Annotated in this window: 20 protein-coding genes; 10 read left to right on the forward strand and 10 right to left on the reverse strand. The window is 69.8% G+C overall.

Annotated features, from left to right (window positions below):
- Together ACFW9D_RS04455 and ACFW9D_RS04460 are read right to left on the reverse strand one after the other, a co-directional pair.
- Positions 1-349, reverse strand: a 349-nt coding sequence (locus ACFW9D_RS04455; protein ID WP_384617653.1) for a DUF5959 family protein, incomplete at its 3' end; no start/stop codon positions are given.
- Positions 350-406: 57 nt separating this feature from the next.
- On the reverse strand, positions 407-5,200 hold the full coding sequence (locus ACFW9D_RS04460) for a DUF6531 domain-containing protein (protein WP_384617657.1): 4,794 nt from the start codon (positions 5,198-5,200) through the stop codon (positions 407-409).
- 315 nt (positions 5,201-5,515) lie between these two features.
- On the opposite strand from ACFW9D_RS04460, the gene ACFW9D_RS04465 reads away from it, so the two are divergent.
- Positions 5,516-5,935 (forward strand): hypothetical protein, encoded by a 420-nt coding sequence (locus ACFW9D_RS04465; protein WP_384617660.1) that lies wholly within the window; start codon positions 5,516-5,518, stop codon positions 5,933-5,935.
- Between the two features lie 130 nt (positions 5,936-6,065).
- Complete coding sequence (locus tag ACFW9D_RS04470) at positions 6,066-7,142, forward strand: metallophosphoesterase (protein WP_384617663.1); 1,077 nt, start codon at positions 6,066-6,068, stop codon at positions 7,140-7,142.
- A gap of 73 nt (positions 7,143-7,215) precedes the next feature.
- Here ACFW9D_RS04470 and ACFW9D_RS04475 read toward each other — a convergent pair whose 3' ends face one another.
- Positions 7,216-8,172: a GlxA family transcriptional regulator gene (locus ACFW9D_RS04475; protein WP_188335005.1), complete on the reverse strand. Its 957-nt coding sequence runs from the start codon at positions 8,170-8,172 to the stop codon at positions 7,216-7,218.
- Between the two features lie 88 nt (positions 8,173-8,260).
- On the opposite strand from ACFW9D_RS04475, the gene ACFW9D_RS04480 reads away from it, so the two are divergent.
- Positions 8,261-9,214, forward strand: coding sequence for an NADP-dependent oxidoreductase (locus ACFW9D_RS04480; RefSeq protein WP_384617704.1), 954 nt, complete (start codon positions 8,261-8,263; stop codon positions 9,212-9,214).
- A gap of 146 nt (positions 9,215-9,360) precedes the next feature.
- The gene (locus tag ACFW9D_RS04485) at positions 9,361-10,227 is read left to right on the forward strand and encodes a hypothetical protein (RefSeq protein WP_384617666.1); all 867 of its coding nucleotides are present in this window, start codon (positions 9,361-9,363) and stop codon (positions 10,225-10,227) included.
- Positions 10,228-10,247: 20 nt separating this feature from the next.
- On the opposite strand, the gene ACFW9D_RS04490 is transcribed toward ACFW9D_RS04485, so the two are convergent.
- The gene (locus ACFW9D_RS04490; protein ID WP_384617669.1) at positions 10,248-11,690 is read right to left on the reverse strand and encodes an MFS transporter; all 1,443 of its coding nucleotides are present in this window, start codon (positions 11,688-11,690) and stop codon (positions 10,248-10,250) included.
- Positions 11,691-11,868: 178 nt separating this feature from the next.
- Between ACFW9D_RS04490 and ACFW9D_RS04495 the strand changes: the two genes are divergently transcribed.
- Positions 11,869-12,777 carry a LysR family transcriptional regulator gene (locus ACFW9D_RS04495; protein ID WP_384617672.1) on the forward strand — a complete coding sequence of 303 codons (909 nt, stop codon included), beginning with the start codon at positions 11,869-11,871 and terminating at the stop codon, positions 12,775-12,777.
- A 32-nt stretch (positions 12,778-12,809) separates the two neighbouring features.
- On the opposite strand, the gene ACFW9D_RS04500 is transcribed toward ACFW9D_RS04495, so the two are convergent.
- From ACFW9D_RS04500 to ACFW9D_RS04520, 5 genes are all read right to left on the reverse strand, one after another.
- A complete protein-coding gene (locus ACFW9D_RS04500; RefSeq protein WP_188335004.1) occupies positions 12,810-13,190 on the reverse strand; it encodes a PPOX class F420-dependent oxidoreductase in 381 nt (126 codons plus the stop codon).
- Between the two features lie 92 nt (positions 13,191-13,282).
- Positions 13,283-15,661: a beta-glucosidase gene (locus tag ACFW9D_RS04505; protein WP_384617675.1), complete on the reverse strand. Its 2,379-nt coding sequence runs from the start codon at positions 15,659-15,661 to the stop codon at positions 13,283-13,285.
- An 8-nt stretch (positions 15,662-15,669) separates the two neighbouring features.
- A complete protein-coding gene (locus ACFW9D_RS04510) occupies positions 15,670-16,491 on the reverse strand; it encodes a carbohydrate ABC transporter permease (RefSeq protein ID WP_384617678.1) in 822 nt (273 codons plus the stop codon).
- The gene (locus ACFW9D_RS04515) at positions 16,488-17,435 is read right to left on the reverse strand and encodes a carbohydrate ABC transporter permease (RefSeq protein WP_384617681.1); all 948 of its coding nucleotides are present in this window, start codon (positions 17,433-17,435) and stop codon (positions 16,488-16,490) included. Before ACFW9D_RS04515 ends, ACFW9D_RS04510 begins: the two co-directional genes overlap by 4 nt.
- A gap of 17 nt (positions 17,436-17,452) precedes the next feature.
- Positions 17,453-18,760, reverse strand: coding sequence for an ABC transporter substrate-binding protein (locus tag ACFW9D_RS04520; RefSeq protein ID WP_384617684.1), 1,308 nt, complete (start codon positions 18,758-18,760; stop codon positions 17,453-17,455).
- A 150-nt stretch (positions 18,761-18,910) separates the two neighbouring features.
- On the opposite strand from ACFW9D_RS04520, the gene ACFW9D_RS04525 reads away from it, so the two are divergent.
- The 3 genes from ACFW9D_RS04525 (at position 18,911) to ACFW9D_RS04535 (ending at position 22,680) form a co-directional block, all read left to right on the forward strand.
- Positions 18,911-19,972: a LacI family DNA-binding transcriptional regulator gene (locus ACFW9D_RS04525; RefSeq protein ID WP_384617687.1), complete on the forward strand. Its 1,062-nt coding sequence runs from the start codon at positions 18,911-18,913 to the stop codon at positions 19,970-19,972.
- 199 nt (positions 19,973-20,171) lie between these two features.
- Positions 20,172-21,875: an amidohydrolase gene (locus ACFW9D_RS04530; RefSeq protein WP_384617690.1), complete on the forward strand. Its 1,704-nt coding sequence runs from the start codon at positions 20,172-20,174 to the stop codon at positions 21,873-21,875.
- A 31-nt stretch (positions 21,876-21,906) separates the two neighbouring features.
- Entirely contained in the window at positions 21,907-22,680 is a 774-nt protein-coding gene (locus tag ACFW9D_RS04535; RefSeq protein WP_384617693.1) for a LuxR C-terminal-related transcriptional regulator, read from the forward strand.
- A 7-nt stretch (positions 22,681-22,687) separates the two neighbouring features.
- Here the strand turns inward: ACFW9D_RS04535 and ACFW9D_RS04540 are convergent, their stop codons facing one another.
- The gene (locus ACFW9D_RS04540; protein WP_384617695.1) at positions 22,688-23,305 is read right to left on the reverse strand and encodes an NUDIX hydrolase; all 618 of its coding nucleotides are present in this window, start codon (positions 23,303-23,305) and stop codon (positions 22,688-22,690) included.
- 257 nt (positions 23,306-23,562) lie between these two features.
- Between ACFW9D_RS04540 and ACFW9D_RS04545 the strand changes: the two genes are divergently transcribed.
- Complete coding sequence (locus ACFW9D_RS04545) at positions 23,563-24,033, forward strand: hypothetical protein (protein WP_188334995.1); 471 nt, start codon at positions 23,563-23,565, stop codon at positions 24,031-24,033.
- Between the two features lie 240 nt (positions 24,034-24,273).
- On the forward strand, positions 24,274-25,128 hold the full coding sequence (locus ACFW9D_RS04550; protein ID WP_384617698.1) for a S1 family peptidase: 855 nt from the start codon (positions 24,274-24,276) through the stop codon (positions 25,126-25,128).
- Positions 25,129-25,324 lie beyond the last annotated feature (196 nt).

The raw sequence follows: 25,324 nt of genomic DNA on the forward strand, positions 1-25,324 counted from the left end.
GCCCAGAGCGCGCCGCGGCCCCGCGCCGGCGCCCGCGGGCGCGCGGGGGAGCGCTCCCCCCCGGCGGCGCCCCCCGCCCGTCCGGGAAATCGAACGCCACGACCGGACCGTTGCCCTGGTCCAGCCAGGTTGCCGGCTTCCCTTCCCTCAGGACGGACAGCACACCTTGCCAGGCCTGGAGTTCGGCGGGGCGGATCCACACACGCAGCCGGCCGGAGACGAAACTGCTCGCGACGACGATCTCCGCGGCGAGGGTGTCGTGGTCCTGGAGCACGCCCGGCCGGAACCTGCCGCTCACCTCGATCCGGAAGGAGTTCTCCGCGTCGCGCAGGTCGGCCAGATTCGCCACGGGTATCGAAACCTTTCGCAATGTTTTCTCTGAGCCGATACGCAATTGCCGAGGGCTCTAATAGGGCTGCTGGAATGTGTTGCGCATGCTCCAGCCATTGTCGTCGAATGCCTCGAGCGTAACAGCGTGCGGGTGGTCCTCTCCCGGGCGGTAATGCGGGGTCGACGAGTAGAGCACAGGGCCCACCAGGGCCACATGACGAGCGACGATCTTCTCGAACTCGTTCATGGGACCGTTGTCGGTCTGGCTGTCGGTGCGGACCACGTTCTCGGGAAGGTCGCCACGACCGCCGAGCGCAGCTGGATGCAGATGCCCTCGCGCGTCTCCGGCTGTGTCGCCGTTGCGGAAGCCCGGGGGCTTCAGACGCCGCGGAACCCTGGTTCCCGTCCCCAGCATGTCTCTGGTGACGATCGCCGCGGTCCCGGACCGCCGCCCGTTCGCGTCGATCCTTCCGTAGTCGATCTCCCCCGTACGGCACGGAGTCAGACCCAGGGGGTCGCTCCACTCCCCGGGGTTGGTGACGTACGCGCTGGGATTGTCCGCCGGGGCGAGTCCGAGGGGGTCGGGGCTGAGGTAGTGGCTGGTCTCGGGGTCGTAGTGGCGGAAGTAGTTGTAGTGGAGGCCGGTTTCGGGGTCGTAGTACTGGCCCGGGAAGCGCAGTGGGGTGTAGGTGGTGCTGGTGGTGGACCAGCTGGTGGTGCCCCAGAGGGTGGTGCGGGTGTGCCAGGCGGTGTCGCCGTTCTCGTCGAGGAGTTCGGTGGGAGTGCCGACGAGGTCGGTGACGATGGCGTAGAAGCGGGAGTCGATCTCGTCCTGGGCCGCGTCCAGAGCCGATTCCGGGTCGGCGTCGTCGCCGGGGCCGGGGCCGGTGAGGCGCTCGGTCTGGGTGAGGGGGCGATGGCCGTCGTGGTCCCAGGTGAGAGTGACCGGGCGGGGCGTTTCCGCGGAGACGGTGGTCTGTTCGCAGAGGGTGGTGCCGTCCCAGGTGAAGTCGACGCGTTCGGCGACGGTGGTGCCGTCCTCGCAGATGCGCTGCTTGCTGATGCGGCGGCCCAGGGCGTCGTACTTGTAACGCCAGAGGGTGCCGTCGGGGGTGGTGACGGAGGTGAGTCGGTCCTCGGCGTCCCAGGTGTAGCGCCACGTGTCGGGCTTGGCGGACAGGCGGGTCTTCTGGCGCAGGGTGGTGCGGCCGGCGGCGTCGTACTCGTACCGGAACCGGCCGGCCTTGAGGACGCGGGTGCCTTCGTGGACGCGTTCGCCCCGGGCTTCGGGGCCGGGGTGATGCTCGGGCCAGGTGGCGTAGGTCTGGTTGCCCATGGAGTCGTAGGCGTAGGACTCGGTCCAGTCGCGGGCCGAGACACCGGTGACACGCCCGTTGGCGTCCAGGTCGAAGGTGCGGGTGCCGCTGAGGCTGTCCTCGATGCGGATCAGGTTGCCGTCCGCCCGGTAGTGGTAGTCCCGCTGCCGGACCAGACCCTCGGTGCCGGTCACGGTCTGGGAGGTGCGGCGGCCCATCTCGTCGTAGGCGTGCTCGAGGGTGAGGTGCTCACCGATCCGGCGGCCGGTCTCCTTGCCCGCGGCGTCGTGGGCGAAGCGCAGAGTGCGCCCGGCGGTCGTGAGTTCGTCGCGACGCCCGGCGGCGTCGTAGGTCCACGCGGTACGGGCCCCGGACGGGGTGGTGCGGCCGGACAGGCGGCCGAACCGGTCGTAATGCCGGTGCAGGGTGAGTCCGTTGACGGATTCGGAGACCACGCGGCCCTGCTCGTCACGCTCGAGCCTGATCACCGCGTCAGGCGAAACGGCTTCGCCGAGCTGACCTGACGGGTCGTAGGCGTAGGTGGTGACCTGGCCGTCGGCGTCCTTGCGGACGGTGCGACCGAGCAGGTCGCGGTCGAAGGTGATGCGCTGCCCGAGTGCGGTGGTGCGGGAGGTCACCTGTCCGGCGGCGTCGTACGCGTAGGTCTGCGTCCGGTCGTCGAAGTCCGTCTCCGCGACCGGGCGGCCCGCGGCATCGTAGACGTACGTCCAGGTCAGCCCCATAGGGTTGGTGACCTGGGTGAGGCGGAGATCGGTGTCGTGGGTGAACTGGTGGCGGGCGCCCCCGGGATCGGTGCGGGCGGCGAGCAGGTCGAAATGGGTGTACTCGAACCTGGTCGTGCCGCCCGAACGGTCCGTGTGACTGAGGCAGTTGCCCTCGCCGTCGTGCGTCCAGTGTTCCGAACTGCCGTCGGCGTGAACGGACGTGAGGATCCGTCCCTCCGTGTCCCACTCCGCTCGCGTCACCGCACCGACCGGGTCCGTCCACGTGACGACGCGACCGAAGGCATCGTGCGTGCACGAGGAAGCCGCGCCCAGCGGATCGGTCGTCTCGACCGTCAGACCGGCCTCGCTGGAACGTACGCGTGTGACTGCCCCGGTCGGGTCCGTGACCGAGGTCGGGCGCCCCTTGTCGTCGTAGGTGAAACGGGTGGTGCGGCCCTCGGGGTCGGTGACGCCGGTACGGTTGCCCCGGTCGTCGTACTCCTGGTGCCAGGTGCGGCCGTCGAAGCCCGTGACGGAGACCGGCAGGCCGAAGGCGTTGTGGACGGCGGTCGATTCCCTGCCGTCGGGACGGACGACGAGCGCGAGGTTGCCGTCGGCGTCGTAACCGAAGCGGACGGTGCGGCCGAGCGGATCGGTGGTGGACAGGACTCGGTCGCGCTCGCCCCGGGCGGTCGCGGGCATTGCGGCGGCGTCCGAATGGCCGGCAGCCGTGACGGCGTCCGGTTGCTGGAAGACATGGGTAGTGGTGTTCCCCAGCTGGTCGGTCACCGCGGTGACCTGGTAGTCGGCGTTGATGCGGTAGGTCTTCCGCCCGCCGAGGGAGTCGGTGTAGTGGGTGAGGCGTCCGCCTCCCTCGAGCTCCTCGTAGGCGAAGGTGGAGGAGAGGTAGCCGTCAGGGCCGAGGGTGCGGATGACGCGCCCGGCACCGTTGTACTCGTAGCGGTAGGTGGAGTCGTTGCTGTCGGTCCAGGCCGTCATCTGGCCGCGCGCGTCGTAGGTGAAGCGGGTGGTGGCGTCGGTGGAGGTGGTGACGGAGTTGACGAAGCCGAGCCGGTCGTAGCCGAAGGTGCGCAGCGTGACGGGCCCGTCAGGGGTCTGCAGGGCGAGCCCGGTGACGCGGTCGTCGGTGGTGTCGACCGTGATGCGGTAGCCGCCGTCGTGGACGACCTCCTGCGGCAGGCCGGTGCCGGTACGGGTGATCGTGACGCCGTTGTGATTGCGGTCCTCGATCTCGCACAGCCAGTACGCCGGCGACTCGTTCAGCCAACTGCCCGTGAAGAACCGGGAGACACCCGTCGCACGGTCCTCGATACGGTACGTCGTCGCGCCGTTGTCGTGGCCCGCGTGGAACATGGCCATCGCCGGACCGTTGCTCGGCAGCACGCCACCGGTGTCCGAAGGCTGCGGCAGCCTGGGGTAGATCAGCAGCGAGCCGTCCTCACGCGCCCAGACCGCGCCCTCACCGTGCCCGTCCTGCTCCAGGCGCTCGTCCAGCGTGGACGCCCAGTTCGCACCGAACCAGTGCCCCCACCTGTAGTCCGACAGGTGGGTACGGCGCAGCACGAGCGGAAGTGTGCCGGGCAGCTCGACGTCCCGCTGGGTCATCAGCATCTGACCGCTGGCGACATCGACCGGGTCGCTGTCGCACTTGCGGAGATCGACCGGGCGGCCCTTCTGCTCGGGCTCCTGCTTCCCGGAGTCCAGCTTCAGCGGTTCCTTGCGCGGGTCCTGGTCACCGTCCTTGCGGCCGTCGTCGGGCGCCCCGCCGGTCCGGCCGGGGATCCTGCCGCCTCCGTCACCGCCCTTGCCGCCGCCGTCGACGCCTTTGACCTCGACCCGGTCCGCCTTGTCGCCGGTGTGGCGGTCGGTCCCCTTCTGATGCCGTGAGGCTGCCTTCACCCGCGTGGGTATCTCGTCGCTGACATGCTTGGCGGTGCGGGTGACCGTCTTGGTGGCCGCGTCCAGGGCCTTCTCCAGGGCGCTGTCGAACGCCTTGGTGAACCCGTCCTTGCCCTTGGTCCGTCCGAACGCGCCCTTGGCCTTGCCCAGATGAACGTGCGTCTTGCTGCCCAGATCGCCTCCGTGCAGCGAGACCTTCCCGGCGCCGTACTCGAACTCGACATGATCGATGTGGGTCCGCTTGCCCGCACCGCCTCCGGCCGAGGCCAGCGTCATCCCGGCACCTGCGGAAGCGAGCTTCGGCCCACCGGAAGAGTCGTGACCGCCGTCGGGATTGAAGGCGCCCTCGGCCAGGTCGAGCGCCGCGTCGACCGCCAGCGCCTCCAGCTTCGCCGTCACCGGCTCCGCCAGCTTGGCGGCGATCTCCGCGAGGATATCCACGATCGCCTCCTTCACCAACCGCTTGACGATCTGCCGCATCAGAACGATCTCGCCGGCCGCAGCCGCCGCCGAAAGCCCCAACGTGAGGCCGGAAGCGGCCAGTTCCGCGACGATCGTCCCTGCCAGCACACTCAGTTCGACCGTCGCCTTGGTCTTCATCGCGACGACGATGTCGTGGATCCGGTCGCACACCGACGCGAAGATCCGCGCGACCTCGGGGATCTTCTCCAGATGGCTGGATCTCACGTACGACCAGTGCTTCTCCATGGCGTCGACCGCCCAGCCCTCCGAGGAGCCGAGGATCCGCGTGATCGCCTTGTGCGCGTCCCCGCCGTGACCCTCGAACTTCTCCGCGAACTCGCGGAGTCCGTCGGCCATCTCCGAGTAGTCGTCCTCGTCGACGTTCGGCCAGTCGACCCCCGCGAGATCCAGAGCCCGGTCGACGATCTCAGGCAGCACGATGCCCATGTCCCACGATCCCCCGTGTGTCGGTGCGCTCTGCGATCGAGAGCATCATCCAGCTAACACTTCGCACAGACGTATCACCTACATCTGCGGGCCCTGAGCGGGCCTTTTGAGACAAGTCGGTGACACAGCAAGGGAATTCACCGGACATAATGAGTGCCCAGGGGTTCCCGTTCTCTGTCGGGTACGGTCGGCGCCATGACCGGACGACCTGACGAGACGTACGACCCGACTCGGCATCCGGACCTGCTCAGGTGGCTCGACGAGCGGCGGTCCGCCCATGCGGACTGGGCCTGACAGGCGTCTCCCGCAGGCGAGTTGGACTTCGGTCCGGGTTCCCTCGAAGTGCTGGACGGCCTGGTCCGGCAGGCCGCGACCTCCTCGCAGGAGATCACGGAGCAGCGGATGACACCCTTCGTGCAGGGTGCGATCTGGTACACGGGCGAGGTGTTCCGCCGTCACCGGGACATGGTGTGGAAGTACGTCCCCGACAACCTCGACGGCGAACTCCACCCGTTCTTCGGCTCGGACGTGGCGACTGCTCCCCTCGACCATCCGTGCGTCGGTGACCCCGCCGACCCGGAGAACCACCTGTACATGCTGAACATGATCCGCGGCATGTTCCTCACGGAGGACGACTTCGGCGACCCGGTCGTCAACACCCTTCCGTCCCTCTACGCCAACCCCTTCGGTGAGGGGGACGTGGATGGCGACGAAGACGATGAGGACGACGAGTAGTGTGACCGAAGTAACCGGTCGGTAACCTGGTCCTCGCCGTGCCACCGGGATTCACTGCATCTCCCCAGCCCGTCCGAGCCCCGTTCGCCTTGCCGGGATCGCGTGGCATCCGACGACGAGGAGACACAGGATGCAGTCGCAGGGAATCAGCAGGCGGGCGATGCTCGCGGCGACCGGTGGAGTCGGGGCGGCCGTGGCCCTCGGCACGTTCGGCCGGCAGGCGGTCGCGGCCGAGGACGGCGCGAACAAGCTTCCGCTGCCGGACAAGCGCGAGTTGAACGTACTGATCACGGGGGACGCCGGCACCGGCACCCCCGCACAGTTCGCCGTCGCGGCCGCCGCGCGCAAGCTGTGCGAGAAGCGCGGCGTCGACCTCGCGATCGGGCTCGGCGACAACATCTACGAGAACGGTCCCGAGGACGTCCTCGACGACGAGTTCGCCACGAAGTTCGAGGAGCCGAACCAGGGCATCGACGTGCCCTGGCTGATGGTGCTCGGCAATCACGACACCAGCGGCATCATCCCCGGCAGCGGCGGCCGGCCCTCCCGCGGCGACCACGAGGTCGCCTACCACCAGCACTCCGCACGCTGGTACATGCCCGACCGCCACTACTCCGTGGCTGTCCCCCGACGGGCCCCCGTAGCCGAGTTCTTCGCCCTCGACACGACCCCCCTGTCCTCGTACGTCCTGCAGACCGACCCCGAGTACTACTGGAACGGCCCCTTCGTCCAGAAGCAGCGCGCCTGGCTGTCCAAATCCCTCGCCGCCTCCCGCGCCCGCTGGAAGTTCGTCTTCGCCCACCATCCGCTGCGCAACAACGGCACACACGGCAACGCGGGCGCGTACGAAGGCATCACCTGCGGCGACTACATGAGCGGCAAGCACGTCAAGAAGCTGTACGAGGAAGTGGTCTGCGGCAAGGCCGAGTTCATCCTCTCCGGCCACGATCACACGCTCCAGATCCTGGACACCGGCGCCGACCACCACGGCACCCAGCAGATCGTCTGCGGCGCCGCCGCGAAGACCAAGGGACGGTCCGACCGCCCCGAGAACAAGGAGTTCTGGGCGGCCTACGACACCCTCGGCTTCATGATGCTCTCGATCAACGCCGACCGCGTCGTCACGGACGCGTACACCGTCGACCCCGAGACATCCGACTACCGGCACGCGTACCGCCACACACGGACGGACCGCATCGGGGCCTGACACGGGCCATCACCGGTAGGTGTGCGGGGCGGTCCGGAAGCGGGGCGTGTCGCTGCCCGGCCTGGTGCGGTGTTCATGTGCGGGAGCCGGTGGCACCGCGGAAGGTGCGCCGGTAGGCGAGCGGTGAGACGCCGATCGCGGCATGCAGGTGCTCGCGCAGCGACGTCCCGGTCGCGAAACCCACCATGCCCGCGATGTCGTCCACCCCGAGGTCGGTGGTCTCCAGGAGGTGGCGGGCACGGGACAGTCGCTGCTGGGTGAGCCAGCGCCCGGGGCTCATTCCGACCTCCTCGTTGAACCGGCGGGCGAAGGTGCGCCGGCTCATCCGGGCGTGCTCCGCCAGATCGGCCAGGGCGAGCGGATCCCGCAGGTTCTCCAGAGCCCACTGGCGGGTGGCGGAGGTGCCGTTCGCGGACGGCTCGGGCACCGGGTGCTCGATGTACTGGGCCTGGCCGCCCTCACGCCACGGGGGCACCACACAGGACCGGGCCACGTGGTTGGCGACGGCGGTGCCGTGATCCCGGCGTACGAGATGGAGGCAGACGTCCATGCCGGAGGCGGCTCCGGCCGAGGTGAGCACCGACCCGTCGTCCACGAACAGCACATCCGGGTCGAGATCCACCTGCGGGTACCAGGACCGGAACACATCCGCGAGGGCCCAGTGCGTGGTGGCTGGCCGGCCGTCGAGCAGTCCGGTCGCGGCCAGGACGAAGGCTCCCGTGCAGATGGACACGATCCGCGCGCCGGGCCGCACCGCAGCGAGAGCCTCCTCGACGCCCGGCGGGGCCTCGCGGGTCAGGAGGGACATGTCGAACGGCGGCAGCACGACGGTGTCGGCGGTCCTCAGCAGCTCCGGGCCGTGCTCGACCGTGATCGAGAAGTCGGAGTTCGTCGTCACAGAGGTGCCGTCGACCGAACAGGTCGCCACCTCGTACCGCTCCCCGGCCGCACCGAAGACACGGCTGGGAATACCGAGCTCGAAGGGGTACACCCCGTCCAGGGCAAGAACGGCGACTCGATGAACACGCATGGCACGATCCCGTCGAAAGCTGGCAATCATGCCATGGTACGTGGCGACGGGCCCGGCCAGTCTGGATCCCATGACAGATCACCTCACCATGCGTGCCATCAGCCAGGACGTCCACGGATCTCCTGAGGTCCTCGAAGAGACCGTGCTGCCGCGACCCGAGCCGGGTCCGAGCCAGATTCTCGTCGCCGTCCGCGCGGCGGGTCTCAATCCGACGGACTGGAAGCACCGCGCTTCGGGACTCTTCCTGAACCGACTTCCGCTCGTGCTGGGCTGGGACGTCTCCGGAGTCGTCGAGGCCGTCGGCTACGGCGTCACCCTGTTCAAGCCGGGTGACGAGGTCTTCGGCATGCTTCCCTACCCGCATGGCGTCGGCTCCCATGCCGAGTACGTCACCGGGCCCGCCCGTGCCTTCGCCCACAAGCCCGCCGGCATCGACCACGTCCAGGCCGGCGCCCTGCCCCTCGCCGCCCTCACCGCCTACCAGGCCCTCGTCGACACCGCCGAGGTGCGCACCGGACAGCGTGTCCTGATCCATGCCGCCGCCGGCGGCGTCGGCCACCTCGCCGTCCAGATCGCGAAAGCCCGCGGTGCCTACGTGATCGGCACCGCCAGCGCCGCCAAGCACGACTTCGTGCGTTCCCTCGGCGCGGACGAGATGATCGACTACCGCGCCGTCGACTTCCGCGACGCCGTCAAGGACGTCGACATGGTCCTCGACCCGCTCTCCGGCGACACCCGCACCCGCTCCCTCGACGTCCTCCGCGCCGGAGGCACCCTCGTCTCCCTGCTCCCGGGTACCGATCCCGACGAGGCCACGAAGGCGGCTGCGCTCGGCGTACGCGTGGAGACCCTGCTCGTCGAAGCCGACCACGCCGGGATGAACGCCATCGCCGGCCTCGCCGAGTCGGGCGCCCTGCGGGCCCACATCGAGGCGGTCTTCCCCCTCCATGAGGCCGCCGAGGCCCACACCCTGGGGGAGCGGGACCGCACCACCGGCAAGATCGTCCTCACTCCGGCGACGGCCACGCAGCCGTCCACCTGATCCCAGGGCCCGCCACCGTCCGGTGTCGCCGCTCGCGCGGGGACTCCGGGCGCCGTGGTCGCGAAGGGCCGTTCGGACCGCTGTGGTTCACGTGCCGCACTCCCGCTGGCCACCAGAGCCACACTCGCGGCCGGGACGCTCCGCCCATGACCTTCGCGACCTCTCACGTCCGCGGCTCCGTCGCGGTGACCGTCGGCATGGCGGCTTCCCTCAGTCTGTTGACGCCCGCGACGCACGCCCATGCCGCGTCCAACGCAGTCCCCTCGTACGAGGTGAAGATCAACCTCACCGCCGCCGCGCTCGACGCGTCCCACGCGCCCAGCGCGGCGGTGCGCTCCGCCTTCGGAATCACGGGATCCGCGAAGAAGCGCTCCTACTCCTACTACGACTCGGCTTCCCAGGACATGGCGGGGCAGGGCTGGAGCGTGCGACTGCGGCACAAGGACGGGGCGTCGTCGTTCGAGGAGACGTACAAGAAGCGCTTCACGGTGTCCGGGGGTGACATCGACGCCGCACTCACCCAGGCCAACCAGGCCGGCTTCGACAGCGGCGACACGAACTACAAGGCCGAGGTCGACTGGGGCTACGCGAAGCAGACCCTGAGTTTCAGCAATGACAAGACGCACAGTGCGAGCGGTTACTCCGGCACGTCCTTGCCGAGCAGTGACACCGGCCGCAACTGGCTGGCGGCCGACATCCCCGGGAAGCTGGCGAACTGGGGGAGCACGGGGTGGGGCACAGGCGTGCTCGGGTCGTCGCGTGCCCACGGTCCCGTGACGTCCAACGTCTACGCCGGCGCCTGGGGCCCGTCGGACGACGCGAGCATCGAGGTGCTGCCGGTCGTCGGCGCCTCCGGCTCGGGCACGGAGTACGTCATCGAACTCTCCTTCAAGACCGACGACTTCACGGACGCGGCCGCCCTGCACAAGGACGCGCTCTCCGCCGCCGAACAGAACGGCTGGCTCTACAAGGGCGACATCCTCAAGACCGACCTGATCCTCGACCGGTACTGACTGATCAGCCACCCGCACAGCTACTTGACGGTGGTGAGTTCGGGCGACGGCTCGTGCTCCGCGGTCACAGGGCCCTTGCCGGAGCGCACTCCGAAGGCACTGACCAGCAGCGCGCCCAGGGCCGCGGCGAGCGGTACCCACAGTGCGGCCTGGTATCCGTCGAGGCGTGCGGCGGCCGAATCCGACGCCGTGGCCGCGACGTCGACCGCGGCCGCCCCGGAGAGACCGAGTGCCGCGCCGAACTGGAACGCGGTGTAGAGGAGGCCGCCGGCAAGACCCTGTTCCTCCTCCTTGACGCCCTCTGTCGCGACGATGGTCAGCGGACCGTACGTGAGGGCGAAGGCGATTCCGAGCAGCAGCAGGCTCGGAAGCATCGCGAGGTAGGTCCAGTCGGCGCCGAGCGGCAGGAAGAGCGCGTACGAGAGGGACGCGAGGATCAGTCCCGCGAAGATCAGGCGGGCGTTGCCGAAGCGGTCGACGAGCCGGGGGACGACGGTCGGCGAGAGGATCGCGTCGACACCGATGACGATCATCGCGAAGCTGGTCTCCAGGGTGGACCAGCCGCGCAGTTCCTGGAGGTAGAGGACGACCAGGAACTGGAAGCCGAAGAACCCGGCGGCGAAGAGCAGGCCGGCGGCGTTCGTGCGCACCAGGGTGGCGTTGCGGAAGATGCCGAGTCGGACCAGGGGCGCGGCCGTGCGGCGTTCGACGACGACGAACGCGGCGAGGGACGTCAGGCCCGCGCCCAGCGTGACGACGGTGGAGGCGAGTGAGGTGTGGCTCACCCGTTCCACTCCCAGGACCAGGAGCAGGATGGCCGCGGTGATGGTCAGGCCCCCGAGGAGGTCGAGGCTCTGCCCGGTCCGGTCGGGCCGCGGCGACTTCGGTACGAAGGCCAGCGCGCCGGCCAGGATCAGAGCCGAGAGGGCCACTGGTGCGAAGAACACCCATCGCCAGTCGACCGAGGCGAGCAGTCCGCCCATGACCAGGCCGATCGAGAACCCGCCGGCGGCCGTGCCGGAGTAGAAGAGAAGCGCCTTGTTGCGGCGTGGGCCCTCGGCGAAACCGGTGGTGATGACGGAGAGTCCGGCCGGGGTCATGAAGGCCGCCGCGACGCCGGTCACGAACCGGGCGGTGATCAGCTGCCAGCCCTCGGTGGCCAGTCCGCCGAGCCCGGAGAAGACCAGAAACACCGAGAGCCAGAGCACGAACATCCGGCGGCGCCCGAAGAGGTCCGCCGCCCGGCCGCCGACCAGCATGAAGCCGCCGTAGCCGAGGACGTAGGCGCTCATCACCCACTGCAGGGTGCCGGTGGACAGGCCGAGATCCGCGCGGATGGCGGGCATCGCCACGTTCAGCATGGCGACGTCGATGCCCTCGAGGAAGATCGCGCCGCACAGGACGAGCAGTACGCCCCATTCCCGGGCGCTGAGCGCGGCGGCCGCCGCCTTGGTCGTACGCATGGCAGGTCAACTCCTGGCTGTGAAAAGAGGGTTGAAGGAAGGTGCGCCGTCCGTCGAGCGGGCGGCTCGCTCACCTTCGGCCAGGGCGCGGGGGTGGAACAACGGCGAAGATCTGGACGTTCATTCAGCGAGGCTTACCGATCCGGCTCATCTGGGGGAACCGATGGAGCGCGACGAGATGGAGTGCTTTCTCCTGCTCTCGGAGGAGCTGCATTTCGGTCGCACCGCGGAACGGATGCACCTGTCCCGCGCCCGTGTCAGCCAGCTGATCCAGCGCCTGGAACGGCGTGTCGGAGCCCCGCTGTTCATCCGCACCAGCCGCCGCGTCGCCCTCTCGGCGATCGGCCGCCAACTGCGTACCGACCTCGAACCGCACCACCGCGCGATCGAGGCGGCTCTGGCGCGCGCCGCGAGCACCGCGCGCGGCATCGACACGGTCCTGCACGTCGGATTCTCCACCCCGCTCGCCGGTGAACTCGTGATGAAGGTGTCGCAGACGCTGCGAGGCAGCCATCCCGGCCTCGCGGTGGAGATCTGCGAGGTGCCGATGACCGATCCGTACGGGCGCCTGCGCGACGGCGCATTCGACGTTCAGCTCCAGGAGCTCCCGGTCCGGGAGGACGACCTGGGCGGCGGCTCGCCCCTCCTCACCGAGGAGCGGGTCCTGGCCGTGCCGTCCGGGCATCCGCTCGCCGCCCGCGCCACCGTCTCCCTCGAGGATCTCGCCGACGTCCCCCTCCTCACCGTCGAGGGTGAACTGCCCGACTACCGGCACGAGCACCACGCCCCCGCCCGCACCCCGAGCGGCAGAGCCATCGCCACCGGCCCCTCCGTGACGCAGATGCAGGAGGCCCTGACGCTGGTCTCGGGCGGCCGGGGAGCCTTCCTCACCGCCGCGCACACGGCGACCTACTTCGCGCGGCCCGGCGTCGCGTACGTCCCCGTCGCCGACGCGGAGCCGGTTGGCTACGGCCTGGTCTGGCGCGCCGGGAACACCACGGGCGCACTGACCGCCTTCGCGGACGCGGCCCGCACGGCGGCGCGGGAGATGACGCAGAGTGACCCGAGGACAGCCGCGCAGGTATGAGCCGGGTGCGCGTTGCCCGGGGTGACGGCGGCTCAGAGCTTCACGGCGATGGCGATGTGGGGTCGCTTCCCTCGCCGCGCGATCGTCGCGGGCCAGTCGGTCAGCCACCACTGCCAGGTGTACTTGCGGGCGAGTCGCTTTCGTACGGCCTTGAGACCGTCCGCGTCGAGGAATCGGCCCGTGCCGTCCAGGCGTTGTGCGCCGGCCGGGATCCGCCCGCGCATGTCACACGTGGCGACGACCACGTGCGGGTCGCGGCGGAGCCGTTTCACTTTCCAGGAGTCGATCCGCGTCCACACGTACAACTCGTCGTCCTCGGCCGCGAACCAAACGGGTGTGGCGACCGGAGTCCCGTCCTTTCGGAAGGTGGTCAGGCTGATGTACCGGCCCTGGCTCAGTTCAGCGGGAATCACGCGCTGTGCTCCTCGATCCTGGTGCGTGGGGTCCGGCCGACGGCCGGGGGGAGTGGGGTCAGGAGCATAGCGACGAGCCTCGGCCGACGGCGTCATTGGGAGGTGTGCGGGGCGGTCCGGAATCGGGCGTGCAGGTGTCGGTGGTGGTCGACGTGGCGCACGGGGCCGGTGAGGGTGACGCGGGTGGTGAGCCGGGGGGCGGTGCTGGAGGCGGCCAGGCGGAGTTCCAGTTCCCCCGGTTCGACCGCGCGCCTGCCGTCGCGCCCGGTGAAGGCCGCGAGATCGGCGGGGACGTCCACCGCGACGAGCCTCTTCTCGCCTGCGGCGAGGTCGAGTCGCACGTAGCCGATGAGCCGTTGCAAGGGCTGGACGACGGAGGCCACCGGGTCGTGGAGGTAGACCTGGACGACTTCGGTGCCGCTGCGGTCGCCGGTGTTCTCGACGGTGAAGGTGAGGTGGAACGCGCCGTCCGTCGAGGCCTCGGTCGCCTCGGCGGTGAGGTCGGACCAGGCGAAGGAGGTGTAGGTGAGGCCGTGGCCGAAGCCGAACGCGGGGGCGGGGTCGATGGTGGAGACCTCGCTGGCATGGCCGAGGCGGGCGGCGAGGTAGGTGGCCGGCTGGGCGCCGGGGTGTCGGGGAACGCTGAGGGGGAGCCGGCCGCTGGGGTTGGTGCGGCCGCTGAGGACGGAGGCGATGGCGGCGGTTCCGGATTCGCCGGGGAAGAAGGACTGGACGATGGCGGCTGCCTCGTGGGCGGCGCGGCCCAGTGCGTAGGGGCGTCCGGCCAGCAGCGCGCTGATCACCGGGGTGCCGGTGTCGAGGAGGGCGTCGAGGAGTTGCTGCTGGGCGCCGGGGAGGCTGAGGGATGCGGCGTCGCAGCCTTCGCCGCTGGTGCCACGGCCGAAAAGGCCGGCGCGGTCACCCAGCGCGGCGATGACGAGGTCGGCGTCGCGGGCGAGAGAGACGGCGGCGGGGATGCCGTCGGTCGCTCCGTCGTCGATGCCCGTGCCGTGCGCGACGACGATGTCGGCGGCGGGGAACTCCGACCTGAGCGCTGCGTGGAGGGTGGGCAGGTCGATGCCGAGGGGCGTGTCCGGGTGCTGCGCGCCGACGTGGACGGGGAAGGAGTAGCAGCCGAGGACGGCGGTTTCGGCCTGGGCGGTGGGGCCGATCAGCGCGATGCGCAGTGGCTGGTCGGGGTCGAGCGGGAGGGTGCCGTCGTTGCGGAGGAGGACGACGGCCCGTTCGGCGATCCGGCGTGCGAGGTCGCGGTTGGAGTCGGGATCGAGGTCGATGGTGCCGCGCAGGAGCTCGGGGTCGGTGGTGGTGTCCGCGTTCTCGAGGGCCGGGGGGACGGGGCTCCAATCGGGGTCGAGCAGTCCGAGGCGGACCTTCTGGAGGAGGACGCGGCGCACGGCGCGGTCGACGAGTTTCTCAGGGATCTGGCCGCGTTCGACGGCTTCGAGGAGAGGGGCTCCGAAGGTTTTGACGGTGGGCAGTTCGACATCGACTCCGGCGGCGAGGGCGGCTCCGGCGGCCTCGGCGAACGTCCCGGCGACGCCGTGCAGGGTCTTGAGGAAGGCGATGCCGAAGTAGTCGGCGACGACTGTGCCGGTGAAGCCCCAGGTGTCGCGGAGCAGCCCGGTGAGGAGCGCGTCGTCGGCGGCGGAAGGAATGCCGTCGGTGTCGGTGTAGGCGTGCATGACCGAGCGGACACCGCTCTCGCGCAGCGCCATCTCGAACGGGGGCAGGATCACGTCGGCGAGCTCGCGGCGGCCCATGCCCACGGGGGCGAGGTTGCGTCCCGCGCGGGAGGCCGAGTAGCCGGCGAAGTGCTTGAGGGTGGCGACGATGCCCGCGGACTCCAGGCCCTGGACGTAGGCGGTGGCGATCGTGCCGACGAGGTACGGGTCCTCGCCGATGGTCTCCTCGACGCGTCCCCAGCGGGCGTCGCGCACGACGTCGAGGACGGGCGCCAGGCCTTGGTGCACGCCGACCGAGCGCATGTCGCGTCCGATGGCTTCCGCCATCTCCCGGACGAGGTCCGGGTCGAAGGTCGCGCCCCAGGACAGCGGGACGGGGTAGGCGGTGGCACCCCAGGCGGCGAAGCCGGCGAGGCACTCCTCGTGGGCGACGGCGGGGATGCCGAAGCGGTTGCCCGCGACGATCCTCGCTTGCGTCCGCATCAGGGAAACGGCGCCGAGGGCGGGATCGACGGGGACCGTGCCGAAGGGGCGGGTCAGCTGGCCGAGCCCGTCGGGGATCAGCTCGTCGAGGTCGACCGGTTCCTCCATGTCGTGCTGGTGGGGCGCGACCTCGGCGCCCTCGTCGGAGGCGCCGACCCAGACTCCGAAGAGCTGGGCGATCTTCTCCTTGAGCGTCATCTCGCGGATCAGCGCGTCGACGCGGGTCTCGGGATCCAGCGAGGGGTCCCGCCAGGGAGCGAGTGCGGTGTGAGGCGGCGTGGCCATGTGGGCGGTCACTTTCCTCCGACTCCCATCAGGCCCTGGACCAGGGCGCGACGGGCGAACAGATAGACGAACAGGATGGGGAGCATGGACAGGACGACGGCGGCGAGCAGGCCGGGGATGTCGACGCCGTGCTCGGTCTGGAAGTCGTACAGGCCCATGGTGATGACCTTGTTCTGCGAGGACTGGGTGAGCACGAGGGGGAACAGGAAGCCGTTCCAGGCCTGGAGGGCGGAGAAGACGACGACGGTCGACAGCCCGCCCTTGGACAGCGGCAGCACCAGCTGGAGGAAGATCCGCCAGGAAGAGGCGCCGTCGACGGTCATCGCCTCGTACAGCTCGGAGGTGATGTCGCGCATGACGCCGGTGAGGATCAGGGCGCAGACGGGCATGGCGAAGGCGGCCGTCGGGAGGATGACGCCGATGAGGTTGTCGTACAGGCCGGCTTCGTCGATGAGGTAGAACATCGGCACGATCACGGCCTGGGACGGGATGGCGAGGCCGAGCAGGAAGAGCCGGAAGACCCGCCCGGTGGCTCTGCCGTCGCTGCGGACGATCGCGTACGCCAGCGGCGGGACGAGGAGCAGGACGATGCCCACCACGCACACGGTGACGAAGACCGTGTTGAGGAAGTACTGGGCGAAGCCGTCGTTGAGGTCGTCGAGGTAGTTGTCGAGTGTGAAGTCCGTCGGGAATCCGAGAGGGCCGTTCGCCGCGTAGTCCGCCCGGGTCTGGAAGGTGGCGATCAGCATGACGTACAGCGGCAGGCCGACGACGAACAGCCACACGAGCGATCCGAGGCCCGCGAGGTAGTTGGGGCGTTTCCTGGTCACACGCCCTCCATGGTGCTGCGCATCTTGTCGTAGCCGCTGAGGCGGACCATGACCAGGGAGACGAGGCTGGCGACCAGGACGAGCAGCAGGGCGATGGCGGAGGCCATGCCGAAGTCGAAGCTCTTGAAGGCCTTTTGGTACATGTAGTAGGCGCTGTTCGTGGTGTCGGTTCCGGGGCCGCCCTGGGTGAGGATCAGGACGGTGTCGAAGGTGGTCAGGCCGCCGACGACCATGAGGATCGTCGAGGTCACGATGGTGTTGCGCAGTTGCGGCAGGGTGATGTGGAAGAACTGCCGCACCCGGCCGGCGCCGTCGATCTGGGCGGCCTGGTAGAGCACCTGGGGGACGGCCCGGGCGGCTCCCTGGTAGAGCAGCGTGTGCAGGGGCGTGAACTGCCAGGTGCTCACGAAGACGAGGACGCCGAGGGCGCTGGTCTGCGCGCCGAAGAGATTGCCGTCGCCGAACAGCCACTTCGCCTGGGACGGGACGCCGAAGTTCGGGTCGAGGACGGCCCGCCACAGGACGGAGACGGCGGTGACGGAGAGCAGGAGCGGGACGAAGTAGATCGCCGAGAGTACGGCCCGGTTGCGCTGGCGGCCGGCGGCCCAGACGCCGAGCAGGATGCTGATGGGGGTCTGGACGGCGACGCCGAGGACGGTGAGGAGGAGGCTGAGCCACAGGCTCTTGACCATGACGGGGTCGTCGAAGAGCTTGGTCCAGTTCTCCAGCCCGGCGAACTCGGGCGAGCCGAGGCCGTTCCAGCGGGTGAAGGAGAGCACGACGACCAGGAGGAGCGGTACGAGGGCGAACAGGCCGAAGAAGACGGCGGCGGGCGCCGCCCACGCGAAGCCCGGGCGGCCCACCCCGGTGACCGGGCGGCCGGCCCGCCTCTGACGCCGGGTCTGTTTCCCGCTGTCCACGGCGGACGCTGTGAAGGTGGTCATGTCAGGCGCTCCGGAGGTCAGGCCGCGGGGAGGCGCTGCATGGCGGCGATGAAGGCGTCGGTGTCCATCTGTCCGTTGAAGAACTGCTGGACCGCCTGGTAGAGCGTGGTGGTGGCGGCCGGCGGGAAGGCCTGGTCCCAGGAGAGCTGGAAGGCGGGAGCCTTCTTCACGAGGTCGTACTGGTACTTCGAGTACTCCGGGGACGCGGACTGGTCGAGGAACTTCGCGGTGTTGGTGGTGGTCGGCAGGTTCCCGACGGAGAGCTGGTCCTTGACGAACGCGTCGGAGTACATGAGCTTCAGGAACTCGGCGACGGCCTCGGGGTGCTTGGTGCTCTTGAGGACGGAGTAGAAGTTGTTGGGGTTGCCGGCGATGTTGCCGGGGTCGCCCTTGCCGCCCTCCACGGTCGGGAAGGCGCTGTATCCGAGGTCGCTCTTCACGAAGTCGGGGTAGGCGTCCTGGAGGGTCGAGTACTCCCAGGAGCCCATGAGCTCGAATCCGGCCTTGCCGGTGGCGAGCAGGGCGGGCGAGCCGCCGTCGGTGAACTTGACCGAGTCGTAGTTGGTGCCGAAGGCCCCGGCGTCGATCAGTTCCCTGAGCATGCCGAGCGCCTTCTTGCTGTCGGCGCTCGCCCAGACGTCCTTGTCGCCCTTGGCGGCCTTCTTGAAGAGCTCGGGGCCGGCGACCCGGTCGTAGACGTACTGGAACCACATCTGGGTGGGCCACTTGTCGCCGCCGCCCAGGGCGATCGGGGTGACCCCCTTGGCCTTCAGGGTCTTGACCGCGGCCAGGAGCTCCTCCCAGGTGCGCGGTGCGGTGACGCCCGCGTCCTTGAGCACCTTCTGGTTGCTGAAGAGCAGGACGGGCTGGGTTCCCCGCATGGGGACGCCGTAGGGCTTGCCGTCGACGACCGCGGTGTTGAAGACCGACGGAAGGAACTCGGACTTGAGCTTGGGGTTCTTCGCGATGAAGTCGTCGAGCGGTGTCAGCATCCCGGCGTCGACGTACGGCTTGATGCTGCCGCCGCCCCAGTTGAAGAACACGTCGGGGGCCTGTTTGCCGCTGATGATCGTCTGCAGCTTGGACTGGTAGTCGGCGCCCGGGACGGTGTCGAGGACCGCCTTGACCTTCGAGGTCTTGTTGAAGGTGTCGACGAGCCGCTTCTCCACCTTGTTCGTCGCGTCGCCGTAGACCAGGACGTGGATCGTGTCCGAGCCGCCGCCGGCGGAGCCGCCGGAGCCGGCGCAGGCGGCGAGGGACAGGGTCATCGCCAGCGACGCTCCACCGACGACAGTGGTTCTCAGGAGCTGCGCGTGTCGCTTCATCACGCCTCACTTTCGAAACAGTTTCGGTCCTGTTTCCGAAACTTCATGGGCGGGACGCTAGGGCGGGGTGCCGGACAGGTCAACCCTCTGTAGTCGCGTTACGGAAACGTGACTTCAAGCCCCGCCGAGGGTGTGTTCTATGCTGCTCAAATGCGCGATGCCGAGGAGAACAGGCGGATCACTCTGGCCGAGGTGGCCGAGAAGGCGGGAGTCTCACTTTCGACAGTTTCGAAAGTTCTCAACGGGCGACAGGACGTCTCGCCCCGGACCCGGAGCAAGGTGGAGTCGCTGCTGGAGGCGCACTCGTATCGCAGAACCACCCGCGCCGCCGGCGAAGCGCCCCTGATCGAGCTCGTCTTCCACGAACTCGACAGCGTCTGGTCCATGGAGCTGATCCGGGGCGTCGAGAACGTCGCCAAGGCCCACCAGGCCAGCGTGGTCCTCACGGAGAGCGGCACCCGGCACGCACCGTCGGCCGACTGGATCGAGGGCGTGCTGCAGCGTCGCCCGATCGGTGTCGTGCTCGTCTTCTCCTCGCTCCCCGACGAGGTCAAGCAGCAACTGGGAGCCCGCTCCATCCCGTTCGTGATCGTCGACCCGGCAGGCGACCCCGAACCCGACGTGCCCTCCGTGGGCTCGGCCAACTGGTCCGGCGGCGTCGCCGCCACCCGCCACCTCGCCGACCTCGGACACCGCCGCATCGGCATCATCACGGGCCCGGAGGACGTCCTGTGCTCCCTCGCTCGCCTCGACGGCTACCGCTCGACCCTCGGCATGGCCGGGATCCCCGTCGATCCGGCCCTGATCCGCTTCGGTGACTTCCACGTCGAGGGCGGCTACGCACGCGCCCTGGAACTGCTGTGCCTGCCCGACCGGCCCACGGCGATCTTCGCCGGAAGCGACCTCCAGGCGCTCGGTGTCCTGGAAGCCGCCCGCGTCTGCGGACTACGCGTCCCCGAGGACCTGTCCGTGGTCGGGTACGACGACGTCATGATCGCCCGCTGGTCCAGCCCCGCCCTCACCACCGTCCACCAGCCGCTGCGTCAGATGGGAGAGGAAGCCGCGCAGATGCTGCTGCGCCTGCGCGCAGGCGAGCCTGCGGTGACCCGCCTGGAGCTCGCGACCAGCCTCGTCGTCAGGAACAGCACGGCCCCGCCACCGGCGGAGCCGGCGGCCGCAACCCCCCTGCCTTCCGCCCGCGACGTGAACTGACGGCCCGGCCCCCGTCGTTCAACCGTCGAAGTGGCCTCGGGCCGCCCTTTCGTGGCCGTCGGCCACAGGCTGGATGCAGGGGATGTCCCACGTCGCATCGGTGGGATGACCGATGTGCGAGGTGCGCGGGCGCGGCCATAGTCCTCGGGAGATCGTTCCCGGGCCGCCGTGGCGCGCCCGGTCGGTGAAGGGACCTTCTGTGGACACGTATGCGGACCTGGTGTTTCTCGGCGGGAAGGTGGTCACGGTCGACGCGGAGTTCTCCGTCGCGTCGGCGCTCGCGGTGACCGACGGGATCATCAGTGCTGTCGGCGGGCCCGGCGACGTCGAACCGCTCGTCGGACCCGGCACGCGCGTCGTCGACCTCCGGGGAGCCACACTGCTTCCCGGAATCAACGACTCCCATCTGCACGGGTGTGCCCTCGGCATGTCGACGCCGCCGCTCTCCCTCGACCTCAGCCACCCCGCCGTGTCGTCCCTCGCGGACGTCTCCGAGGCGGTCCGGGAGGCCGTCGGCCGGTTTCCGGAGGGGACGTGGATCACGGGGCACGGCTGGGACACCGGCTACCTCGACGAATGCCTCGCCGATCCCGCGCGTCAGCCCTCGCGGAGCGACCTGGACACCGTGAGCCCGGACCACCCCGTCGTCCTGTACTCCTTCTCCGGGCACGCCACCTGGGTCAACTCCAAGGCGCTCGAACTCATAGGGATCGACCGGGACACCGTCGCGCCGCCCGGCGGCGCCATCGTCACCGACGCGGCCGGGGAACCGACCGGGCTGCTCCACGAAGGAGCCCAGGCCCTCAGCCAGAACGCGCTGCCACCGCTCAGCCGCCAGGAGCGGGCCGACGCGATCAGGTCGAACCTCGCCACACTCGCCCGGCTCGGCATCACCAGCTACACCGAACCCGGCCTCGGCCCCGGCGGCGACGGCATCATGCGCGGCGCTCTCGGCACGGAGACCCTGGACGTCTACCGTGACCTGCTGGCCGCCGGTGAACTGACCGCCCGCCTCGGCGTCCTGCTCCTGCCCACCGGAATGGCAAGCAGCGCCGAGGAGTTCGTTCGCTCCCTCGCCGCGCTCGGCGACCGCGGCGACACCGACCCGCGCCGCCTCGCGATCCACGGCGTCAAGATCTTCGCCGACGGCATCGTCCCCAACAAGACGTCGTGGATGCACGAGCCGTACGTGGACGGCGGCTGCGGCGCGCTGTGCGTGGGCGGCGCGAACGACGCCGAACGGACCGCCGAGATCGCCGCCATCATCCGGCACGCCCACGCCGCCGGGCACCAGGTGGGCGTCCACGTCACCGGTGACCGGGCCTGCGACACCGTCGCGGACGCCTTCGCCGCCGCCGCGGCCGGACACCCGAGGGCCGACGCGCGGCACTACGTCATCCACGGCGACTTCCTCACCGCGCACAGCATGAAGGTCCTCGCCGCGCACGGCTTCGGCGTCAACATGAACCCCACCATCAAGTGGACCGTGGCCGACATGGAGGCGGAACTCGTCGGCACCGAACGGGCCGCCTACGCCTGGCCCTACCGCGACGCCATCGACGCCGGGGTGCGGGTCGCGAGCGGCTCCGACGCCCCCGTCACCCACCCGGACTGGCGCCAGGGAGTGGCCACGATGGTGCTGCGCGAGTCGAAGGCGACCGGCCGGATCAGCGGCCCCGAGCAGCGCATCGGCCTGGCCGATGCGCTCCGTACGTACACGATCGACGCGGCCTGGCAGGACTTCGCCGACGACTGGAAGGGCTCCCTGGAGCCGGGCAAGGCAGCCGACCTCTGCGTTCTCGACGGGGATCTGCTCGCCGCCGACCCCCACGACATCCCGAAGATGCCCGTCGTCCTCACCGTCGTCGACGGTCAGGTCGTGCACGACACCCTGCGAAATTGACCTGTCCCGGACGTTTGATCATCCTTGGGGGATGGCAGCGGAGCGGAGCACGGCGGACATCCTGGACGCGGCCGTCCACGTCCGCGCCGCCGCCAGGGACGCCGCGAGCGGGACGACCGGCGTCGGCACCGTCCTGACGGCGCTGGCCGAGGTGATGGCCTACGACCACGCTTCCCTGTCCCGATGGGATCCGCTGCGCCGCCGCCACACCACTCTCGCCGGGAGCTACCCGGACGACGCCACCGCCTACATCGAGAGCCGCCTCCACCACGACCCCGTGTTCGCCGTGCTCCGCAGCCCGGCCCGGGGCGGCCTCTGGCTCAGGGACGTCCCCCGGAACCTCCTGGCGGCGTCCCCGGGCTTCCAGGAGGTGCTGTCCCCGCTCGGTATCGAGGACGGTGTGGCCCAGTGCCTGTTCTCCGCCGACGGCCGGTACGTCGGCATGCTGAACGTCAGCACCCGCAGTCCGCGGCGGGCGCCCGATCCGGCGCGTGCCGTGGTCACCCTGCTCACGGAGGCCCTCGCCACGGCCGTCGACCCCGGCACGGGCCGGCCGTCCGAAGCCGCCCCCACCGCGGGGCCGGCCGCGGGCGGCCGGCGGCCCGGCGGACTCTCGCCACGGGAACTGCAGGTGCTCGGCGAGCTGACCACCGGCCGTACGAACCGGGAGATCGCCGAGCGGCTCCACATCACGCCGCGGACCGTGGGCACCCATATCGAGCACATCCTCGCCAAGCTCGACCTCCCCAACCGCGCGGCCGCCGCTGCCCGAGCCGCGGCCTGGGGCGTTGAACCCTCGCGATGAACCGGATCTATCCGCCCTGGCTTCCGGCTCTGGCGTGCTGCAGCTTGTGGACGAAGCGGTGCATGTGAGGGTCGAGCAACTCGACCGGCTCACCGAGCACCTGCTCCTCGGTCAGCCACCGGATCGCGCTGAACTCGGCCTGGTCGTATGAGGTGATGCTGTCGGCGTCTGCGTCGAGGAGGTACCAGAGCGAGACGTCCGTATGCGTGCCTTGCCCCCGGGTCTCGGTGACGCTGAGGAAGAGGGGTGCCCTACCGGTGACCGGCGAGGCCTCGGCCCCGATGTCCAGCTCCTCACGGCACTCACGCACCACGGCGGCCCATGGGTCCTCGCCCGGCTCGACGTGACCCCCGGCCGGAAGCCACAGGCCCGCCTTGCGGTGCGCGACCAGCAGCAGTTGCCCTCTCGTCTGGTCGAGGACGACGAAATAGCACACCAGGTGCATAGCGGGAACATCCGGCTTGCGCACCCGGTAGATCGGGGCGCCGCCGACGATCCACCTGGTGGCGGTCTCTCGGTGGTCGCGCTCCAGGTCGTCCCAAGGTTCGATGGCGCCGATCAGCTTCAGAAAGTGGGCGCGCGGATCCGCGTCGTGGACGGAGCGGGGGTGAACGGTCGAGGTCATCCGGGCATCCTGTCAGCGGGCACTGACAGACGACATCGACGGCGGCTGGATATGCGGATGCGGTGCGGCGAGACCATCGCGCTGAGCACTGTCCGCGGGCGGTCACGGTGGCGGCAGCGGAATCCGGATCTTGTCACGGCGGGGCAACAGCCCCGCACGTCGCGCCGTCCGCCCGGAATCCCGGTCTAGCGTTCCCGTCGCCATCACTGGAGACCCGGCGCCGGACCACGGCCTCGGGGGCATCGGAAGGGAACTTCATGAGGCTCAGGCAGCTCGGCCGGATCGGCACCGCCGGCGCACTCACCGTCGCGGCGGCGGGCGTCTCGATCGTCTTCACCCCGTCCATGGCGTCCGCGGAAAGTGCCTGGCAGTGCTACGGCAAACAGGTCAAGCGCTGCGCGACGGTGTGGTGGGACAGGGAGACCGACACCTACCGGGCTCGGGCGAAGATCACCGACGTCGCCGGCGGCGGCAACTACACGGTGAAGGTCAACGACGTGAAGCTCCTGCGCTTCAACGGGACGGAAACGCTGACGGTGAAGTCCGCCAAGGACGACGACGGCTGGCACGGCACCGAGGACCTGGCAGGAACGGCCTCGGTCAACCCGTGCCGGTGGCCGAAGAACAGTTTCCAGGTACAGGCGAGGTTCTCCTGGAAGGAGAAGGGCGGGACCGCGAGCACCAAGACCTGGCGGCCCGCTATGGGTTGGGGCCACATGTGCGACTGATGTGATCCGCTCTCGGCGACGGATGGCGGAGGGTGGTGCCGGTCGCGGGTGCCGCGTAGGCGGATCGTGAGCCGGAGTTCGACGACGGTGGTCAGGGGGCGGATCTCTCCGCGTTCCGGAGGGAAGCGCACGGCACTCTTGTGCACCCCCTGACTCATCCTCATACTCACCGCAGAACTGCGCACTTGGCAGGAGCACGCCACCAATGGGTGGTCGTGCCCACCGCGAGGAGGAGTTTCTGTGAGACTCAAGCGCATCACCGCGATCGCCGCCGCTGCCACCGGTCTGCTGGCCGCCACCGCGCTCACCCTTCCCCAGGCACAGGCCGCGCCGCCCAAGGCCTACGGCGCCGCACAACTGGCCAAGGTCGACCAGGCCGTCCTCAAAGCCGATGTGGGCGGCACCGCCTGGTACGTCGACCGGGCGAGCGGCCAGGTCGTCGTCACGGCCGACAGCACCGTGTCCGAGGCCTCGCTCTCGAAGATCCGGAAGGCGGCGGGTGCGGACGCGGGAGCTCTCCGCATCGAGCGCAGCCCCGGTCGGTTCAGCCAGCTGCTCGGACCCGGCGACGCCATCTACGGCGGCGGGTACCGCTGCTCGCTCGGCTTCAACGTCGTCCAGGGCAGCACCTACTACTTCCTCACCGCCGGTCACTGCGGCAACGTGGCCAACACCTGGTACACCAACTCCGCGCAGTCCACCCTGATCGGGCCCACCATCGGCTCGAGCTTCCCGGGCAACGACTACGCCCTCGTACGCTACGACAACGCCTCGCTCGCCCATCCGGGCGGCTACACCGCGGCCGACGCCTACGTGGGGGAGCCGGTCAAGCGCAGTGGCTCCACCACCGGTACCAAGAGCGGCACGGTCACAGGGCTCGATGCCACCGTGCACTACAGCGGAGGCGGCACGGTCCGCGGGATGATCCAGACCAACGTGTGTGCCGAACCCGGTGACTCCGGCGGTGCGCTGTACGACGGCAGCAAGGCGTTGGGCATCACCTCGGGCGGCAGCGGCAACTGCACGGTCGGCGGGACCACGTTCTACCAGCCGGTGCCCGAGGCACTCGCCAAGTACAAGGTGTCGATGTACTGAGGCCACCACCACGGCCTTCGGCCCGCCCGAGACCCGCAGCCGAATCAAGCACGGGATCGAGGACGCGACCTGGGACGTGACCGAGGACCTGCGGGGTCCAGCAGAACCGAGCGTGGCCCCCCCCCGCGGGGTAATAACCCGGGAAAACAAAAAAGGGCCCACCGCGGGGGGGGCGGGCAACGCGCGGGGGCCCGCC

It is taken from the genome of Streptomyces sp. NPDC059524, from assembly GCF_042749255.1.
In the GTDB taxonomy this organism is placed as follows: domain Bacteria; phylum Actinomycetota; class Actinomycetes; order Streptomycetales; family Streptomycetaceae; genus Streptomyces; species Streptomyces xanthii.

Excerpts from the sequence above, each read along its gene's own strand:
- ACFW9D_RS04460 (WP_384617657.1), bottom strand. The coding sequence starts at position 5,200 with ATGGGCATCGTGCTGCCTGAGATCGTCGACCGGGCTCTGGATCTCGCG.
- ACFW9D_RS04470 (WP_384617663.1), top strand. The coding sequence starts at position 6,066 with ATGCAGTCGCAGGGAATCAGCAGGCGGGCGATGCTCGCGGCGACCGGT.
- ACFW9D_RS04475 (WP_188335005.1), bottom strand. The coding sequence starts at position 8,172 with ATGCGTGTTCATCGAGTCGCCGTTCTTGCCCTGGACGGGGTGTACCCC.
- ACFW9D_RS04480 (WP_384617704.1), top strand. The coding sequence starts at position 8,261 with ATGCGTGCCATCAGCCAGGACGTCCACGGATCTCCTGAGGTCCTCGAA.
- ACFW9D_RS04485 (WP_384617666.1), top strand. The coding sequence starts at position 9,361 with ATGACCTTCGCGACCTCTCACGTCCGCGGCTCCGTCGCGGTGACCGTC.
- ACFW9D_RS04490 (WP_384617669.1), bottom strand. The coding sequence starts at position 11,690 with ATGCGTACGACCAAGGCGGCGGCCGCCGCGCTCAGCGCCCGGGAATGG.
- ACFW9D_RS04495 (WP_384617672.1), top strand. The coding sequence starts at position 11,869 with ATGGAGTGCTTTCTCCTGCTCTCGGAGGAGCTGCATTTCGGTCGCACC.
- ACFW9D_RS04505 (WP_384617675.1), bottom strand. The coding sequence starts at position 15,661 with ATGGCCACGCCGCCTCACACCGCACTCGCTCCCTGGCGGGACCCCTCG.
- ACFW9D_RS04515 (WP_384617681.1), bottom strand. The coding sequence starts at position 17,435 with ATGACCACCTTCACAGCGTCCGCCGTGGACAGCGGGAAACAGACCCGG.
- ACFW9D_RS04520 (WP_384617684.1), bottom strand. The coding sequence starts at position 18,760 with ATGAAGCGACACGCGCAGCTCCTGAGAACCACTGTCGTCGGTGGAGCG.
- ACFW9D_RS04525 (WP_384617687.1), top strand. The coding sequence starts at position 18,911 with ATGCGCGATGCCGAGGAGAACAGGCGGATCACTCTGGCCGAGGTGGCC.
- ACFW9D_RS04535 (WP_384617693.1), top strand. The coding sequence starts at position 21,907 with ATGGCAGCGGAGCGGAGCACGGCGGACATCCTGGACGCGGCCGTCCAC.
- ACFW9D_RS04540 (WP_384617695.1), bottom strand. The coding sequence starts at position 23,305 with ATGACCTCGACCGTTCACCCCCGCTCCGTCCACGACGCGGATCCGCGC.
- ACFW9D_RS04545 (WP_188334995.1), top strand. The coding sequence starts at position 23,563 with ATGAGGCTCAGGCAGCTCGGCCGGATCGGCACCGCCGGCGCACTCACC.